General features: G+C 39.1%; 19 protein-coding genes. 12 read left to right on the forward strand and 7 right to left on the reverse strand.

The features are described 5' to 3' along the window. Nucleotides 1-144 precede the first annotated feature (144 nt). The 4 genes from PR808_RS00380 to PR808_RS00395 all read left to right on the forward strand — a co-directional run bounded on the left by PR808_RS00380 (nt 145) and on the right by PR808_RS00395 (nt 3,950). A complete protein-coding gene (locus tag PR808_RS00380; RefSeq protein ID WP_272538433.1) occupies nt 145-687 on the forward strand; it encodes a GNAT family N-acetyltransferase in 543 nt (180 codons plus the stop codon). Between the two features lie 168 nt (nt 688-855). After that, complete coding sequence (locus PR808_RS00385) at nt 856-2,283, forward strand: Na+/H+ antiporter NhaC family protein (RefSeq protein ID WP_206084355.1); 1,428 nt, start codon at nt 856-858, stop codon at nt 2,281-2,283. 16 nt (nt 2,284-2,299) lie between these two features. Continuing rightward, nucleotides 2,300-3,286, forward strand: a complete 987-nt coding sequence (locus PR808_RS00390; RefSeq protein ID WP_206084348.1) for a D-cysteine desulfhydrase — start codon at nt 2,300-2,302, stop codon at nt 3,284-3,286. Nucleotides 3,287-3,428: 142 nt separating this feature from the next. Further along, the gene (locus PR808_RS00395; protein WP_272538434.1) at nt 3,429-3,950 is read left to right on the forward strand and encodes a GNAT family N-acetyltransferase; all 522 of its coding nucleotides are present in this window, start codon (nt 3,429-3,431) and stop codon (nt 3,948-3,950) included. 51 nt (nt 3,951-4,001) lie between these two features. Here the strand turns inward: PR808_RS00395 and PR808_RS00400 are convergent, their stop codons facing one another. Next, nucleotides 4,002-4,916, reverse strand: a complete 915-nt coding sequence (locus tag PR808_RS00400; protein WP_272538435.1) for a DMT family transporter — start codon at nt 4,914-4,916, stop codon at nt 4,002-4,004. Nucleotides 4,917-5,011: 95 nt separating this feature from the next. On the opposite strand from PR808_RS00400, the gene PR808_RS00405 reads away from it, so the two are divergent. After that, nucleotides 5,012-5,878, forward strand: a complete 867-nt coding sequence (locus tag PR808_RS00405) for a LysR family transcriptional regulator (protein WP_272538436.1) — start codon at nt 5,012-5,014, stop codon at nt 5,876-5,878. Here PR808_RS00405 and yqfB read toward each other — a convergent pair. Next, nucleotides 5,875-6,195, reverse strand: coding sequence for a N(4)-acetylcytidine aminohydrolase (yqfB, locus tag PR808_RS00410; RefSeq protein WP_206084342.1), 321 nt, complete (start codon nt 6,193-6,195; stop codon nt 5,875-5,877). The genes PR808_RS00405 and yqfB overlap by 4 nt on opposite strands. Nucleotides 6,196-6,370: 175 nt before the next feature. On the opposite strand from yqfB, the gene PR808_RS00415 reads away from it, so the two are divergent. Beyond that, the gene (locus tag PR808_RS00415; protein WP_272538437.1) at nt 6,371-7,153 is read left to right on the forward strand and encodes a GNAT family N-acetyltransferase; all 783 of its coding nucleotides are present in this window, start codon (nt 6,371-6,373) and stop codon (nt 7,151-7,153) included. 39 nt (nt 7,154-7,192) lie between these two features. Here PR808_RS00415 and PR808_RS00420 read toward each other — a convergent pair whose 3' ends face one another. From PR808_RS00420 to PR808_RS00430, 3 genes are all read right to left on the reverse strand, one after another. Then, entirely contained in the window at nt 7,193-7,789 is a 597-nt protein-coding gene (locus PR808_RS00420) for a LysE family translocator (RefSeq protein WP_272538438.1), read from the reverse strand. A gap of 25 nt (nt 7,790-7,814) precedes the next feature. Then, complete coding sequence (locus PR808_RS00425) at nt 7,815-8,738, reverse strand: alpha/beta hydrolase family protein (RefSeq protein ID WP_272538439.1); 924 nt, start codon at nt 8,736-8,738, stop codon at nt 7,815-7,817. A gap of 77 nt (nt 8,739-8,815) precedes the next feature. Further along, nucleotides 8,816-9,589 carry a DeoR/GlpR family DNA-binding transcription regulator gene (locus tag PR808_RS00430; protein WP_206084334.1) on the reverse strand — a complete coding sequence of 258 codons (774 nt, stop codon included), beginning with the start codon at nt 9,587-9,589 and terminating at the stop codon, nt 8,816-8,818. Between the two features lie 86 nt (nt 9,590-9,675). Between PR808_RS00430 and hisN the strand changes: the two genes are divergently transcribed. Beyond that, nucleotides 9,676-10,476 carry a histidinol-phosphatase gene (gene hisN, locus PR808_RS00435; protein WP_206084332.1) on the forward strand — a complete coding sequence of 267 codons (801 nt, stop codon included), beginning with the start codon at nt 9,676-9,678 and terminating at the stop codon, nt 10,474-10,476. Between the two features lie 28 nt (nt 10,477-10,504). Next, nucleotides 10,505-11,665 carry an MFS transporter gene (locus tag PR808_RS00440; RefSeq protein WP_272538440.1) on the forward strand — a complete coding sequence of 387 codons (1,161 nt, stop codon included), beginning with the start codon at nt 10,505-10,507 and terminating at the stop codon, nt 11,663-11,665. Nucleotides 11,666-11,720: 55 nt separating this feature from the next. Here the strand turns inward: PR808_RS00440 and PR808_RS00445 are convergent, their stop codons facing one another. Further along, complete coding sequence (locus tag PR808_RS00445; protein WP_206084328.1) at nt 11,721-12,548, reverse strand: PhzF family phenazine biosynthesis protein; 828 nt, start codon at nt 12,546-12,548, stop codon at nt 11,721-11,723. A 133-nt stretch (nt 12,549-12,681) separates the two neighbouring features. Here PR808_RS00445 and PR808_RS00450 point away from each other — a divergent pair, with 133 nt between their 5' ends. From PR808_RS00450 to PR808_RS00465, 4 genes are read left to right on the forward strand one after another with little or no spacing between them, the layout of a single operon-like run. Beyond that, on the forward strand, nt 12,682-13,782 hold the full coding sequence (locus PR808_RS00450; protein ID WP_206084320.1) for an NAD(P)/FAD-dependent oxidoreductase: 1,101 nt from the start codon (nt 12,682-12,684) through the stop codon (nt 13,780-13,782). A 3-nt stretch (nt 13,783-13,785) separates the two neighbouring features. Then, on the forward strand, nt 13,786-14,559 hold the full coding sequence (locus PR808_RS00455; protein WP_206084318.1) for a GNAT family N-acetyltransferase: 774 nt from the start codon (nt 13,786-13,788) through the stop codon (nt 14,557-14,559). Next, nucleotides 14,543-15,016: a GNAT family N-acetyltransferase gene (locus PR808_RS00460; protein WP_272538441.1), complete on the forward strand. Its 474-nt coding sequence runs from the start codon at nt 14,543-14,545 to the stop codon at nt 15,014-15,016. The genes PR808_RS00455 and PR808_RS00460 overlap by 17 nt, the downstream gene beginning before the upstream one ends. A gap of 12 nt (nt 15,017-15,028) precedes the next feature. Beyond that, entirely contained in the window at nt 15,029-15,589 is a 561-nt protein-coding gene (locus PR808_RS00465; protein ID WP_206084315.1) for an adenylate kinase, read from the forward strand. A 63-nt stretch (nt 15,590-15,652) separates the two neighbouring features. Here PR808_RS00465 and ddlA read toward each other — a convergent pair whose 3' ends face one another. Further along, nucleotides 15,653-16,756: a D-alanine--D-alanine ligase gene (gene ddlA / locus PR808_RS00470; protein ID WP_272538442.1), complete on the reverse strand. Its 1,104-nt coding sequence runs from the start codon at nt 16,754-16,756 to the stop codon at nt 15,653-15,655. Between the last annotated feature and the right edge of the window lie 22 nt (nt 16,757-16,778).

The following is a 16,778-nucleotide window of genomic DNA, read 5'->3' on the forward strand; positions in this document are numbered from 1 at the left end:
CACGTTTGTCCCTCTTAGCAAACAGTGCCTCAGTCCACAATGGTTGTCATAAGTACCTAAAATGGGCAACTTTACCTCTTAAATATTACTCATTAATACCTAAAATACACGCATTAATTACTTCCATCATTAAGAGGAAAACAGATGGTACTTTATACAGAACGACTGATTTTACGTCCATGGCAAGAAACGGATGCTGAAGATCTATATTTTTATGCAAAAGACGAAAGAATAGGCCCAGTTGCTGGTTGGCCTGCACATCAAAGCGTTGAAGAAAGTCGTATGATTATTAAAGAGATTTTCATGCGCGATGAAGTTTATGCCGTTACTTTAAAAGAAGACAAGCGCGCAATTGGCCTAATCGGATTATCTTTAAGCCATGAAAGTAATTTCCCTATAGGGGATAATGATGCTGAAGTCAGCTATTGGATCGGCGTACCATTTTGGGGTAAAGGATTGATACCTGAATCTATTAAAGAAATTATTCGCCATGGATTCATAGACCTAAAATTAGATAATCTATGGTGTGGCTATTTTCAAGGCAATGATCAATCAAAAATTGCACAAGAAAAATGTGGTTTTAAATATTACAAAACCTTGGCACCTCAATTTATTAAGTTAATTGGCGAAACAAAAACTGAAGAAATAAGCCGACTTACAAAACAAGAATGGCTTTCATTACTGTAATGTTTAAGAGAATAAGGCCATCTTACTGAATGCCTTATTCTTTTTTATTGTCACAACACATTTCTAAACGCACAAACATATTCTACCCTTTACCAATTAATGCTATGATTTTTCGATAATTATAAAGTCAAAAATTTAAATTTTTATATAGGATTAACAGGTAAACACATGCACGACTATGGTATTTGGACAGTAATCACCCCTATTGTGACAATTATATTGGCAATACTCACCCGCCAAGTAATGCTTTCCCTAATGTTAGGAATACTTGTAGGTTTTACGGTTATTAATGATCACAACGTTCTTTTAGGTGTTAAAGGCACCGTTGATGGTATTATTAACACCTTTTCATCCGCAGGAAATACTCGCACTATTGTTTTTATGGTGATGATTGGTGGAATTATGCGGTTGGTTGTTGTTACTGGGGGTGTTAGAGCCCTCGTTCAATTATTGACAAATAAAACTCGGTTAATCAAAAACCGTACAGCAACACAATTACTGGCTATTGTGATTACCTCCCTCATATTTATTGAAAGCTCCATTAACCAATTAGTTGCAGGTGCTTCTACCAAAAATTTGGCACGTCAATATGGCGTCGCACCAGAAAAAATGTCTTATCTAATTCAAACTGCATGCGTTTCGGTTTGTTCTTCCGCCATTATTAATGGCTGGGGAGCCGTTATCATGGGATTAATTGGCGTACAAATTTCACAAGGGTTAATTACAGGTGAGCCTTTTGATATTTTAATTACCTCTATTGGTTATAACCTGATGGCTTGGTTATCCCTCGGTACGATTTTAATCTATGTCTTCACGAATTTTTCATGGGGACCGATGAAAAAAGCGGAAGACAAGTATCAACAAGCGTTTATTGCTGGAAATATTTCAACATCTAATGTTCAAGACAATGAAGAAGAGATTATCAATCATCCAAATGCTCACTCTTCGCTAAATTTCTTTATTCCTATTTTATCCACTGTATTAATGGTGCCTATCGCTCTTTATATCACTGGTGATGGCGATTTCAGTAAAGGTAGTGGCTCAACCTCTGTTTACTGGGGAGTAATGTTTGGTACTACTGTGTCATTTTGTTGGTTCATTGGTCGTCGTCTATTAAATATCGATAGTTTTTTTAAAGAGTTATTTATTGGTTATGCCAACATGCTAAAAATAAGCTCTATTATGATTTTGGCATTCTTAATGGGCGATGTTTCTGCTGAACTCAATACAGGTGCTTATATTGCTGAAGTTACCCAAGGGGTAATGGCACCTGGTTTTTCCATTGGCTTTATTTTTATTATTAGCGCAATTATGTCGTTAGCAACAGGTACATCGTGGGGAACATTTGCAATTATGATCCCAATTGGTGTGCAATTAGGCTTATCTGTAGGAATGCCTGTAGAGTATATGATTGGCGCTGCGATTTCAGGCTCAATATTTGGTGATATGACGTCGCCTATTTCTGCAGATGCTATTGTGGCTTCGATGGCAACAGATTGTGAGCATATTGAACATATTCGCACACAAATGCCTTATGCATTAGTGACGGCCAGTGTCGTGCTTGCTATTTACCTTTATCTTGGTTTTACCCACTAATTACACGGAAATTTAGATGTCAATTCAACAAACACTACGCCAATTTGAAAAAGTTGATTTATTAAAAACCTCAACGCCACTTCATCGTCTTGATAACTTGTCGAAAAGGTTTGGCCGTGAAATTTATATTAAGCGTGATGACATGACCCCTCTCGCTATGGGTGGGAATAAATTACGTAAGCTTGAATTTCTTATGGCAGATGCACTAGCAAAAAATGCAAAGATTATTGTTACTGCGGGTGCAATTCAATCAAACCACGTTAGACAAACCGCGGCAGTTGCTGCTATGTATGGTTTGGAATGTGTGGCCTTATTAGAAAATCCAATTCAAAGCAATGACACAAATTTCCTGCATAATGGTAATAAGTTATTGACGGATTTATTTGGTGCGCGCTGTGTTATGTGCGATGAATTAACTGATCCACAAGCCCAAATGGAAGAACTCATTACATCACAGTCACTTCGTGATGCCTATATTGTGCCTGTTGGTGGCTCTAATGCTTTAGGCGCATTAGGTTATATTCAATGTGCAGTAGAAATTGCTGGGCAGAAACCAGAAAATATTGAGTTTGATAAAGTCATCGTTGCCTCAGGTAGTGCTGGCACACATGCAGGTCTTGCTATTGGATTAAAAGAATTGTTACCTCGAAGCCAAGTCATTGGAGTGACAGTCTCAAGAAAGCAGCAAGACCAAGCCCCTAAAGTTGAAAAGCTACAGAATGAATTAGCCCAGCTATTAGCCTTGAATCAAGTGCCTGACGTCATTTTATGGGATAGCTTTTTTGCTCCCATGTACGGGATGCCTAACCAGCAAGGTCTTGCAGCGATTGCACTTCTTGCTCAGCAAGAAGGCATATTACTGGACCCTGTATATACTGGAAAAGCTATGGCGGGTTTAATTGACTATTTAGAAAACTCAGCCGAAAAAACACCTGTGTTGTTTGTTCATACTGGCGGTGCACAAGCCTTGTTTGCTTATGCAGATATTAGCCAAACAATTTAATCGCTCCAGTTTATCCCCAAGGGCATTTTTGCCCTTTTCTTTTACCTAATATTTTCATTATATTCTTTGTATCAAAAATCCTCTGATAAGCTCATTTTTATTAATGGATATCAATCCACCTAGTAGACATAGAGACAGCGCAATGACACCAATGCCTATCACACTCAAATTAGCCAGTAAACAAGATATATTAACCCTCCATGAAATTGGTATGCAAAGCTATATGCACCATTTTGCGGTGCTCTGGAATAATAAAGATGAGTTATTTGAATACTTAAATCAGGAATACAGTGCTGATAAAATCATCCATGATATTAGCCAGACAAACATAGAGTGGTATGTTATTGAATCCGAGTTTCCTATAGGGTTAGTGAAGCTCACACATCAAGAAAAAATACCCGATACTCAAGTCGTTGGAACGTTATTAAATAAACTCTATTTTTTACCCTCAGCGACAGGAAAAGGTTATGGGAAATTAACCTTCAAACTGATTGAAAATATAGCCATAAATAAAGGCTCTAATGCACTCTGGTTAGATGTGCTTGCCAGTAATTCTCGGGCAATCCAGTTATACCAATCGAATGGGCTGCAAATCTTCAAGGAAATTTTATTTAAAAGTAAATCCCAACAAACCCTTGAGTACATTATGTACAAAACTCTTTAGTTTAGAATATAAAATCAGTTGCTCTACACATACTGGCGAGCAACTCAGTTTTTACTGTTTCTTATTCGTTATCATTATCCCCAGTATGATGAATACCCCACCAATGATAATCATTGAACTCATTTTTTCATTAAGAAAAAGCGTACCAATAATAACAGCACTTAACGGATTAAGCGCAATGAATGATCCTGCTCCCGCAGCCCCTAGCTGTGCAACACCTTGGTAATACCATACATAAGCAATAGCCGACCCTAAGACACCTAAATAACTTAAACTGATTAAGTCGCCCACAGATAACAAAGACTGCGCCCCAAAATTCATTTCTTGTGTATAAACAGATGTAAGGACTAATAAGATAGTGCCAAACAAAACCGCATAAGTCACAGTATGTAATGCCCCTATTTCTTGGATAACGTTTTTACCTGCGACGGTATATATCCCCCAGCTAATCACACAACCTAAAATAGCTAAATCACCGCTACTGACCACAACCCCATCTGAGTCTGGTGTTTTATCAGACAATAAGATAATTGCACCTATTACGCAAAAACTGATTCCAATGCCTTTTTTAATTGAAATTTTCTCTTTCCATAGAATAAATGAAATTAATGCAATCATTGCAGGGTTAATTGCGACTAATAAAGCGGCTCGTGACGCAGGAATAATTTGTAACCCATAGAAAAATAAAATTTGATAAATAAATACCCCACTCGCCCCCAACACTATAATTTGGCAAAATTGCTTCACTGAAATGCGTTTCCAACCAATACGGCCAATAAACAAAACTAAAATTAATGAAAGGCTAGCAAAAAGAAAACGTAATGTTGCAGACAATAAAGGGGAGATCTCAGGTTGGATAACTCTACCCGCAATAAATGTACCTCCCCAAATAACTGAAACAAACACCATTTGAATGACAATAATATTTAGTGAGCGCTTTTTTGCTATCGTTACTGTGTTTTGCATTTTGTTCTCTCAGCGATAAAGATAAATCTTGTTAATTTCTTTCCCACTGATAAGCTAACCCTAATCTAACATCATAAACTAATGAGTGTTTACTCATGACATTAACGCAACTTGAAATCTTTACCATCGTAGCTGAATTAAGAAGTTTTACTTTAGCGGCAATGAAACTAAATATTTCCCAGTCCGCCGTTTCTCACGCGATAAAATCCTTAGAGAAAGATCTCAATGTTATGCTATTCACTCGTGAGCAAAATCAAACAACATTAACTGAAATAGGTAAAACACTGTTATTGCATTCTCACCATATGCTAAATATCCAAGAAGCTATAAAACAAGAAGCTCTTGCATCCAATGGTTTACAAGCAGGTGTTTTACGGATTGGTTCTTTTGGCCCTGGATCATCATTAAACTTATTGCCACCACTTTTAGCCCAATTTCGCCAAAAATACCCGCTGATTAATATTGTGGTTGATGAAGGTGATGACGAAACTGTCGCTCAGTGGTTACAAGAAAAGCGTATTGATATCGGTGTAGTTGTGTTACCTGATGAACGGTTTGATACTTTTAAAGTAAAAGACGACCAAATGGTGGCAATTCTCCCTCAAAATCATCCATTGACAAACCTACCAAGTATTTCATTGAAAGAATTGTGCAAATACCCTTTTAATTTAACGCAGGCAGGGTCTGGGAAACTCGTGTTAGATTTATTTCATGCACAAAAGCTGACACCAAGAATCCAATTTAAAACGCGGCAATTACTTAGTACATTTGCTTTAGTTGCTCGCGGTGATGCTGTTTCAATTGTTGCACAGCTTGCAATTCCAGATTACATTCAAAATATTGTTGTAAAGCCACTAGACCCGCCAGTTAAACGCAATATCGCCTTTGCTGTTAATGATAAAAGCCAACTGTCACCCGCGACAAAGGCTTTTATTCAAATTGCTAAAAAAACGTATGGTTAATTTAATAACCGATAGGTAATCACATATAAAGATTGCTCTGTCGGATAAATTTCTTTAATGAGCTTTTTCAATGTATCTAATGTCATTGCTTCTTGTTCTGCATGGTACTCAGAAATATCATCGTAGAAAATAGGCTCAACAGAGAGTATTTCAATTTCGGTATAATATTTCCCTGTCTCAAGCGCATATACCTTAACGGTTGTGTTTGGTACGTAATGGCTTTCACTTTTATCACGGATTGTGATTACCTTTTTTCCAGATACCACCAATGGCAGTAATCGCTCAAAAAACGTAATTGTATCTGGTGCATCATTCATAATTTTTCCCTAAATTTTATTAAAAGACCTATTGAAAACACATTTTCTTATAACATCGCCAAAATGCAACCAAATGGTTGTTTTCGTGCTGTGGCTTGCCTTTACTCTACTGTTGGAGCAAGGCTTTCTATACAATTATGTCTGAACATAATTAAAAACAAACTGGATATCAATAATGAATAATAACGAAACCTTATTTTACCAACAAGAAGAACATTTTTGGTCTGCTATTTGTTCCGACACTTTAAAGATTAGTGAAAATACTATTAGCTATTTTTCTGAACTCAATTTACCTATTTTCAATTTTATATACCTGCATCAAGGTACTAATCTTAGCGAATTTGAAAAGGCAGAAAATACATTTAAGCAACAATCTAAACCTTATATATTAGTTGTTCATCAAGACGAACTGACCCAATTTGAGCAAGAAATTGAGAAGCGAGGTTTCATTGCAGATGGCGAGTCTACAGCAATGATTTTACCAAAGTCCGCACTGTCTTTATTTAAGGAGCCACCATCAATTGAGACTGGCTACCGAATTGAGCAATGTAATGAACGGTTGAGTGATTGGGCACAGCCGTTGATTACCGCATTTCCTGCAGATTCCGATGATGAGGAAGAGGACGACATCGTCATTAATGAATATATTCGTTACCACCAAAGGGCATTAGACAAACAAACCAATATGATGCATTTTGTCTTATTTTCTGGTGAGCAACCTGTATCTACCTTAACTGTAACAGTAAATGATAAAACTGCACGGTTGGATGATATTGGCACTGATATTCAATTTCAGGGAAAAGGATTTGCGACAATACTTATCAAACACGCATTAGCAGTTTGCAACCAGAAAGGTCTTGAACAGTGCGTATTAGAGGCATCATCAGACGGGCTTTCAATCTACAAAAAACTGGGTTTTGAGCCTATTTTTAGCTACTTAAGTTTTATTGCGGAATAAATATTTAGCGTGTACCTGAGCCATAAAGGTACATGCTATTTAAAATAAATACGGCGTGAGTGTAATCAGTAACAGCAATATACCACCACCAATATTAATATATTTTCTCAGTGTATTAATTTGAATTGATGAGGAAAAGATAATAAGGCTTCCACATGATACCGCCAACCAAGCCGCCATCATCAATACATGTATACTAGATAAAACCAGAAAACTGATTAGAGAAGGGTCTGTGCCAACAAAGTTTGATACCACCACTAAATATAAAACAATTGCCTTGGGATTAAGTAGATTGGCTAAATACGCATCTTTAACCGTAACTGTCCTTATCACATTATTTGCTGCACTTTTACCTACTTTTAAACCTGTGTTAATTAATGTGATAGACAAATAAACTAAATATAATGTTCCTAAAATACCGATTGAACGCATTGCCCATGGATAAGAGGCTAGAATTTTTGATAGACCAATACCAACTAATAAGCCATGAGTCAATATCCCTAACCCAGTCCCAATGATTGGAACAAGTAGCCCTTTCATTCCTTGAGTTAATGTACTATTCAGCGCAATTGCAAAGCTTGCCCCTGGGGAAACAATGATTGGAAGCAACGTCACTATAAAACCCAGTATATCCACAGATACAAACCTTATATTTCATTATCTATTTTAATCCAGCATTGCTGTACCAATTTTGAATATCTTTCACAATCATCTCTGTGTGCAATTGCCCTTTATTATCCTTAAAGAAGTGATCAAGTTTTTCATATTTTTTAAAATTAACTGATGGGTTATTCGTTTGGCTCATCATTCTTTCTGTGCTGTAGGCATCGACATTCGTGTCTGCCATAGTTTGAATAACCAAATGCGGCGTTTTAATTGCCTGCACTAATTTCAAGTTATCAATCGTCAGCATTTCATACCACCAGCGTGGCCCATGACCACTGACAAACTGGTCATCATTTAATTGTTTATGCTTTGCCGCCTGCGCAAATTGATTAAAGCCCTCTAATGAATTAGCGACATCTTCCTTTGGCGTATTATTTTTAATGCTATAAAGCACATCATCGATAAAATATTGCCCACCCACATTTAGCGCAATGGATGCCGAAATAAAGTCGCCTTTAGCTGCAATTAAATGCGTGACTAACGCCCCTTCACTACCCCCTAATAAGATAATATGTTGATAATCTTTTTTGAGTTGTTTTAATACCGCCACATAATTATCCGCTCGCTCAAGAGGAGAATCTTGAGACATATATTCTACAGGGCAATCTTCTTCTGACGCTTCTTCACCGTCTGCGCCGACTAAACTATTCAACCCTGTTTTCTCAACTAATAAAATATCGTTTCTGGGAAAAACTGCACCAAAGTTTTTAACCATATTGGGGTTATTTACCACGCTTTTGCAATCTGAACCCTGCAATAAAACTAGCAAATCTTGCGATTTGTTATCACCTTTTTGAATAACGTAATAATGAATTTCTTTACCATCATTGAGTAAGGTTTGTTTTTGATATGAGCTAGGTGCAGCAAGTACACTAAATGAACAAAAAGAAGTTAAAAGTACAGTCAGTTTAATTGTCATAGAGAAACCATGAGTTATTTTTATTCGCCATTATATAAAATAAGGTTATTAGGTTGGTTCTTATCATGCTCCACTTGTTAATCTGTCATCACTATTTTTAGTGAAGTCTCTGCAAATAATTCAACGATATTTGAGTTCAAATTCTTATCCATTACCAAAATAGATATTTGATCGCAGTTTGCAATTGTGTAGCGGGCAACACCTGGTAACTTATCTGCAGTAACCCCCATAATGACTTGGTTACTACGCTCAATGAGTGTTTTTTTTAACTCAGCTTCCTCATAGTCAAAAATAGTCACCCCCATCTGTGGATCTAAAGCGCAGCCACCAATAAAACATTGGTCAAAATGAATATGAGCAATTTGGTTAACTGCCGATGTATCAATGCTGGCACCAATTTCACGATTTAATTTCCCACCAATTAAAATCACTTCGCAAAGCGGCCTTTTCATTGATTCAATTGCAATGGCGGGAGAGTTTGTCACCACGGTAAACGCAATATGCGCGGGTAAATTGCGTGCAATTTCTAGATTCGTTGAGCCTGTATCAATAAATACACACGCCCCTTGTTTAATTAACAAGCTACAGGCCTGTGCAATTTTAATTTTCTCCGCTTGATTTTGCTCGATTCTTTGCTCGAACGAGCCTAATTCATCAAGCATACTCACCGCTCCGCCATGTACTCGACGACAAACGCCCTCTTGAGCTAATTCATTTAAATCCCTACGAATTGTATGTTCAGAAACCTGCATATTACGGGCAAGGATAGTACAAATTACTCGCCCTTGCTCACGTAACAATTGGCGAATTTTATTTTGTCTTTGCTCTGGAAAAGCTGCATAATCGAGCATATAGTACCTCTTAATTATTTTAAAGTGATCATAATCGAGCACAAAATTATGTCAATCCCTCTTTACAACGTAATAAGGAAGAAGATATGAACAACTTACCGCTACCTGACAGCTTCTTTTTACATGAACTCGCAAATATTGCGGGGAAAATCTCTCTCGATTATTACCGCACTAATGAGCTCAGTGTGGTTGAAAACAAGACAAAGGCTAATTATCGTTTTGACCCTGTCACGCAAGCAGACAAGTTGGCTGAGAAAGCCATGCGCGAACACATCACTAAAACCTATCCAAATCACTCTATCATGGGTGAAGAGTATGGAATTTCAGGGGATGGTGACATTCAATGGGTACTCGACCCGATAGACGGTACTCGCCCTTTTTTATGTGGTATTCCACTTTGGGCTAACTTAATCGGCCTGACTGAACAGGGAAAAGCCGTGATGGGCATGATGAGCCAACCTTATATTGGGGAACGCTTTTGGGCAGATAGACATGGCAGTTGGACGAGTAGCCCGCATGGACATTCTCGTTTAGCTACTCGAAAAAACGTTAAATTAGAACAGGCTATATTACATACGACGTCCCCAGAACCAATATTATCTCGACCTGATATTCACTTTAAGGCGCTCGATGAACGTGTTTTAATGACCCGCTATGGTGGAGAGTGCTATGGGATGGCAATGCTTGCAGCAGGAAGAATTGATATTTGTGTTGAATTCGCACTGGAACCTTATGATATTGTTCCATTAATCCCTATTATAGAGCGTGCGGGTGGAGTCGTTACCACACTTGAGGGAAAACGTGCAGAATCTGGCGGGGCTGTCGTCGCAACGGGTTGCCCAATCCTTCATGAGCGCGTTCTGACTATCCTAAATTCAGGTAGTTAATTTATCATTTAAAAAAGTATTATAAAAAATGCAATCTACTCAACATGTTAATACCACTGTTCACTTAGCATCTGCGAAAAGGGAGCAAATTTCCACGCGCATTATCTTTTTTATCGCTGGTTTTGTTACCGCAGCATGGGCGGCTATCGTCCCCTATGTCAAAGTCAATACAGGAGCAAATGATGCAACACTTGGCATGTTACTACTTTGCTTTGGTGGTGGTGCACTTGTTGCCATGCCAGTGACAGGGGCATTAGCCGCCAAATATGGTTGTCGCCGCTTGATGGTTATCGCAACTATTGGTTTTTGTTTGCTTTTTCCTGTTTTATCGTCACTTTCTAGCATCATTTTTCTGGTGGCAGGCTTATTATTATTCGGTATTTTTATTGGCTTGACCGATTGTGCGATGAATGTGCAAGCCGTCATTGTGGAAAAGTCCTCAGATAAGCCTATTATGTCGGGCTTTCATGGATTCTACAGTGTCGGGGGGATTGCGGGTGCAGGTATTATGAGCTTAGTTCTGCTCTTAGGGGTATCCGCGACCTTAGCGTCTATTTTTGTTTCTGTTATTGCGTTAGTTTTATTAGCCATCTGTTATAACGGCTTAATTACGTATGCGAATGCCCCAACAGGCCCGCTTATTGCTATCCCTAAAGGGATTGTATTGGTGATTGGTATCGTCTGTTTTGCTGTGTTCCTTGCCGAAGGGGCTGTGCTAGATTGGGGGGCCGTATTTTTAATCGAACACCATGGTCTTAAAGAAACCTTAGGTGGTTTGGGTTTTGCTGCTTTTGCTACAACAATGACGATTGGCCGGTTACTGGGTGACAAAATAGTGATGCGGGTCGGTTCAGCTCGTGTAGTCTTTCTAGGTGCACTCCTAGCTTGCCTTGGTTTCGTAATCGCAGTTATTTCCCCTTATTTAACCCTTGCAATTATTGGTTTTGCTTTAGTGGGAGCTGGTTCATCGAATATCGTTCCTGTGATGTTTTCTGCAGCGGGTAAACAAAACACGATGCCAGAAGCCTTGGCTGTACCTGCGATTTCGACATTGGGTTACTTAGGGATCTTAGCGGGACCTGCAGTAATTGGCTTTGTCGCATTCCAATTAACACTAGCGACTGCCCTTTTAATGATTTCTGTATTATTAGTATTTATTGCATTTGTTACCCGTTTTATCCGCGTTTAGTCTAATGAATATCATAAGGTTGCTAATGAATGGCAACCTTATGATAACCAAATAATTAGAGTTCAATCGTCCCACTGATGCAGTTAATTACATCACCAGCAATCCAAATTCCGTCATCATCTGCACTCACATACACTCGCCCTTCGCCATAAACACACTGCCCTTGGCCAACAGTATACTGTTTTGGGAGTTTTCCTTGAGGGATTAACCATTGTGCCGCACCCGCGTTAAAGCTTCCTGTCACGGGGTCTTCTACTGAACTGGTACCACAAAAAACTCTGACTTCGAGCTGTTTATCTTTACCTTCAGGGTAAATCGCACACAAGCCGATATCATAGCCCTTCAGTTGAAAATAATCAGGCTTAATATTTAAGAGTGTGTCCACTGACTTAAGCTGAATCCCCATCCAACCTGGGCCGTTATCTACCCAATTACTGTCAACAACATCATCTTCGGTGATCCCCAACCCTTTAAATACCTTTATTTTTTCATTTTGAGCAATTTCACCACTACGGATAAGTGGTGGTGCCTTAAATGCCAACCGGCCATCCACCATTTTAATTGCGATTAACCCTGCTTTGCATTCTTGAACTATCGATGTTTTCTGCTGCTGCCCATAGGTTTGCTGCCACACAAAACAACTCCCTAAAGTCGGGTGCCCTGCAAACGGTAACTCACCTTCTACCGTAAAAATTCTCACACGATAATCTGCTTCGGGTTTTGTTGGCTGCAATAGAAAAACGGTTTCGCTTAAATTGGTCCATTTTGCGAATTTATTCATTTGTGCATCTGTTAGGTTATCCGCCCCAACAACAACGGCTAATGGGTTACCATCCAGTTTACTGGCTGAAAAAACATTCACTTGCTCAAAAATATACTTCATTTTTTCCTCTGACGTCGTTACTACCATATTTACTATGGGAATAATAATGCGCTAGCTAACAATGTTTTGTGTATATAAATGCAATAACACATTAAGATAGCTATTGTAATTAATACTTTGACACAGGTAACCCATGGATTCGACAACTAAAAATACAATTATTATCGTGGGTGCGGGCTTTGTCGGCACCACCTTAGCATGGTATTTATCAAAACATACAAATCAACGCATTATCTTATTAGACAAAAAACACGCAAGCCAAGGTGTTACCCAACACGCCTTTGCTTGGCTTAATGTGTCTTATGGCCGCCCTGACGCTTACAGTCAACTTCGCAAGCAAGCACTTGCGCAATGGCGCTCTCTTGACGAGCACACACAGGGCCAGCTAAACATCCAGTGGTCAGGTGCAATTAGTTGGCAAGATAACGAAACAGCGACAGCATCTTTTATTGATGAGCATCAGAAAAATCATTTTAACGTCAAAGCACTAAATAAAAATGCATTACAAAAGATGGAGCCGAATTTATGTACACTCCCGACGCTTGCTGCTTTTTGCCCTGATGAAGGGAGCGTTGACCCTGTTTATGCGACTCAAACCTTACTAAAGTTAGCCATTGATCAAGGTATAATCTATTTACCCCAACATGAAGTACTCTCACTTGTTCAAGAAGGTCAGCGTATTTTAGGTGTGATCACAGATCATGGTACATTTTTAGCCGACCAAACGGTGATAACAGCGGGTATTGATGCCACTGCGCTCATTGGCTCAATTGGGGTTAAGTTACCTGTGAGTGCTTCACCGTCAATTATTGTGCACATTAATGCGCCAGATGAAAAACCGTTAGTGCAGCATATTATTTCAACTCCTGAAATGGAGTTACGTCCTGCTTCTACAGGTAAAATACTGTGTGCAGAGGATTACCTGAGTGATCGCCCAGAACATAGCGCAGACTGTATCGCACAAAATGCCCTAACCGTTATCAAAAATTCATTTATAGGTAGTGATACGTTAAATCTTGAAAAAACTTTCATCGGAATGAGACCCATGCCAAAAGATGAGATGCCAATTGCCGGAAAAGTTGCTGATTTCGAAGGTTTATATATTATCAGTATGCACGCTGCGATTACACTAGCGCCGTTGATATGCCAATTGGCTCAAGATGAAATTTTGCATGGAATAGAACACACTGCACTTGGCCCATATCGATTAACTCGTTTTGCATCAGGTAACTGACAAATGAATATTCCGTTGTACTATTTAAGACATTATCAATCGATTGAAAAAACGTTTTGGACATCTATTTGTGAACATAGTATCCAGATTGCACAACACACCATTTGCTATTTAACGCCGCTTAATTCGCCAGCGTTTAACTTTATCTATTTGCAACCTGACTCCACCAGTCACGCATTTATGCAAGCACACAATCTGTTTGTGTCGCAAAAGAAAAATCACACTTTAGTGATCCCTGAAGAAATGCTCCCTCAGGTGGTTAACGAAGCTGAATCATTAGGTTACAAACGTGACAGCGTAACGACTGCCATGGCATTAACTCTAGCGAAACAAAATAAGGTTGAACTACCTGATAACCAAGTGGATATTGTCTTAGCTAATCACGATTTGTCATTGTGGGCAAAGCCGCTAGTTTCTGCATTTTACCTGTCGGAAGAGCACGACCAAGTCATTAAAGAGTATGTGCGTTATCACGAAGATGCCCTACAACAAGGCGCTCCACAATTTCACCTAGTGTTACTTGTCGATGGCGAGCCGGCTACGTCTATGACCGTAACAATTGAAGGAACGCTTGCTCGTTTCGATGACATAGGTACAGAACCAAGCCACCAAGGTAATGGCTACGCATCACAGCTCATTGATTACGCGTTAGCATTTTGCCGTCAGCAAGGTGTTGAACACTGCTTCCTTGATGCCTCTGAAGCGGGGTTTGATTTGTATAAAAAGTTTGGTTTTGAGCCCTTATTCCGCTATATCAATTATGTCTGGTGTAAATAACCTACGTCACTGGTGTTATTTACACGATATACCTGAATTGGAGCCATTAATTGCACAATGGTTCCTTCAGGAGTGGCCTTCCCACTATGGTCCACTAGGAAAAGGTGATGTTTGGCAAGATATCGCCACTTATCGCCATCGTGAAGGAACGGGTATGGGGATTATCGCCTTTGAGGCAAATAAACCTTGTGGTTTTATTGCCTTGAAAAATTACAAATTTTTACCTGATAACACGCCATTTCCATGGGTCGGTGCCGCTTTTGTTATCCCAGAAAAACGAAATCAGGGACTCGGACAGTATTTATTTGAACAACTTGAGTTGATCATTGATAAACAACAATACCCCCAAATTTTTTGTGCGACAGCCGTTGCGGATAACTTACTCATCCGCTGTGGGTGGCAGTTGTCTGTAGCATTAAGTCAGCTCTCTTTGCGTATTTATCACAAATATATCTGACATCAACATCCTATGAAGATTAATATTATCGGTACCAGCGGCAGCGGTAAAAGCACCCTTTGCCAACAGCTAGCATTATTGTTAAATGTCCCTGCCATTGAATTAGATAGTTTATATTGGCTCGCAAATTGGCAAGGTTCCTCAGATGAAGCATTGGCAGAAAGGCTCAGCATTTCTTTGAATAACGCGCCTTCTGGGTGGGTACTTGACGGAAACTATACACGGACTCAACCTATCAAATGGAAAGATGTCGATATGGTGATTTGGCTTGATTATTCATTGCCGCGAACCCTTTATCAGTCAATTACTCGTACATTATCGCGCATTCGTTCAGGACAAGAGCTATGGGAAAATACTGGCAATAAAGAACGTTGGGGAAAAGCCTTTTTCAGCCGAGACTCAATTATTCTATGGCTACTAAAGACTTACTATCCAAATAAGGAAAGAAACCTAAAACATATGGCGAATATCAACTTGTGCCATATTCAATTTGTTCGGCTCACATCACCAAAGGAAACGCGTTTGTTTTTACAACAAATGAAAGCGCAAATTGAGGACAAACAGCTGAAATAACTCAGGTTCTGTTAACACATCTCGGTAGCCATAAAAGCTACCGAGAATAGCTTACCTCAGCGATTAAATTTCATCACACGCAGTTTTTAGCATCGCCGTTTGTTGGAATTTTTCAATCCCTAATTCAATTAAACGGCTAATTAATTGCTGATACGTCATACCACCTTGCTGCCAAAGTTTCGGATACATACTGATATTTGTAAAACCAGGCAATGTATTGATCTCGTTGATAACAACGTCATTATTTTCCGTTAAAAAGACATCAACACGGGACATACCACTACAATTTAATGCTTGGTATGCGGATAAAGCAATCTCGCGAATTTTCTCACTCACCGCATTTTCTAACTGAGCTGGGGCTACGACAGATGCGCCATTCTCATCAATATACTTGGTATGGTATGCGTAAAAACTATCGTGTAACACTATTTCACCACAAGGGCTAGCGAGTGGGTCGTCATTACCCAATACCGCACACTCAATTTCACGCCCTTTTACTGCGCTTTCAATAAGCACTTTAGTATCAAACAGGAATGCAAAATCTAATGCTGCTTCAAACTCTGCCTCGTTACTGACTTTGCTGATGCCAACCGATGAACCTTGGTTTGCGGGTTTAATGAATAGCGGTAAACCTAGCTGTTCCACTGTTACTTCATACTTTATTGTTGTACGTTTATTTTGCAGTACAGTAATAAACGGGGCAATATTTAAGCCTGCATCTCTGAGTAATCTTTTAGTTACGTCTTTATCCATACAGGCCGACGAACCTAAAACACCTGGCCCTACAAACGGCAAATTTGCCATGCGCAATAAACCTTGCAATGACCCATCTTCGCCTAAATTACCGTGAACAATAGGGAAAATAACATCAATTTGTGGCAATGGTTTTGCGTCTTCTAGGGAGATAAATTGTTCATGCGTCCTACCTGGAACAAGTGCAATACTACGTTTCGGTGTATTGAGTGCAATACGGGATGGATCATCCCCATGAATAAGAAAATCCGCTTCATTATATTCATGCCATTGACCTTCTTTGTTTATACCCAAAAGGCACACGTCAAACTTCTGACGATCAAGGCCGTTAATAATATTTTTAGCTGATTGCAGAGAAACTTCATGCTCTGTCGATTTTCCACCAAAAATTACACCTACCCGTACTTTGCTCATTATCTGCTCCAACGTAATACAC

This window comes from Providencia sp. PROV197, from assembly GCF_028479625.1.
Taxonomy (GTDB): Bacteria; Pseudomonadota; Gammaproteobacteria; order Enterobacterales; family Enterobacteriaceae; genus Providencia; species Providencia vermicola.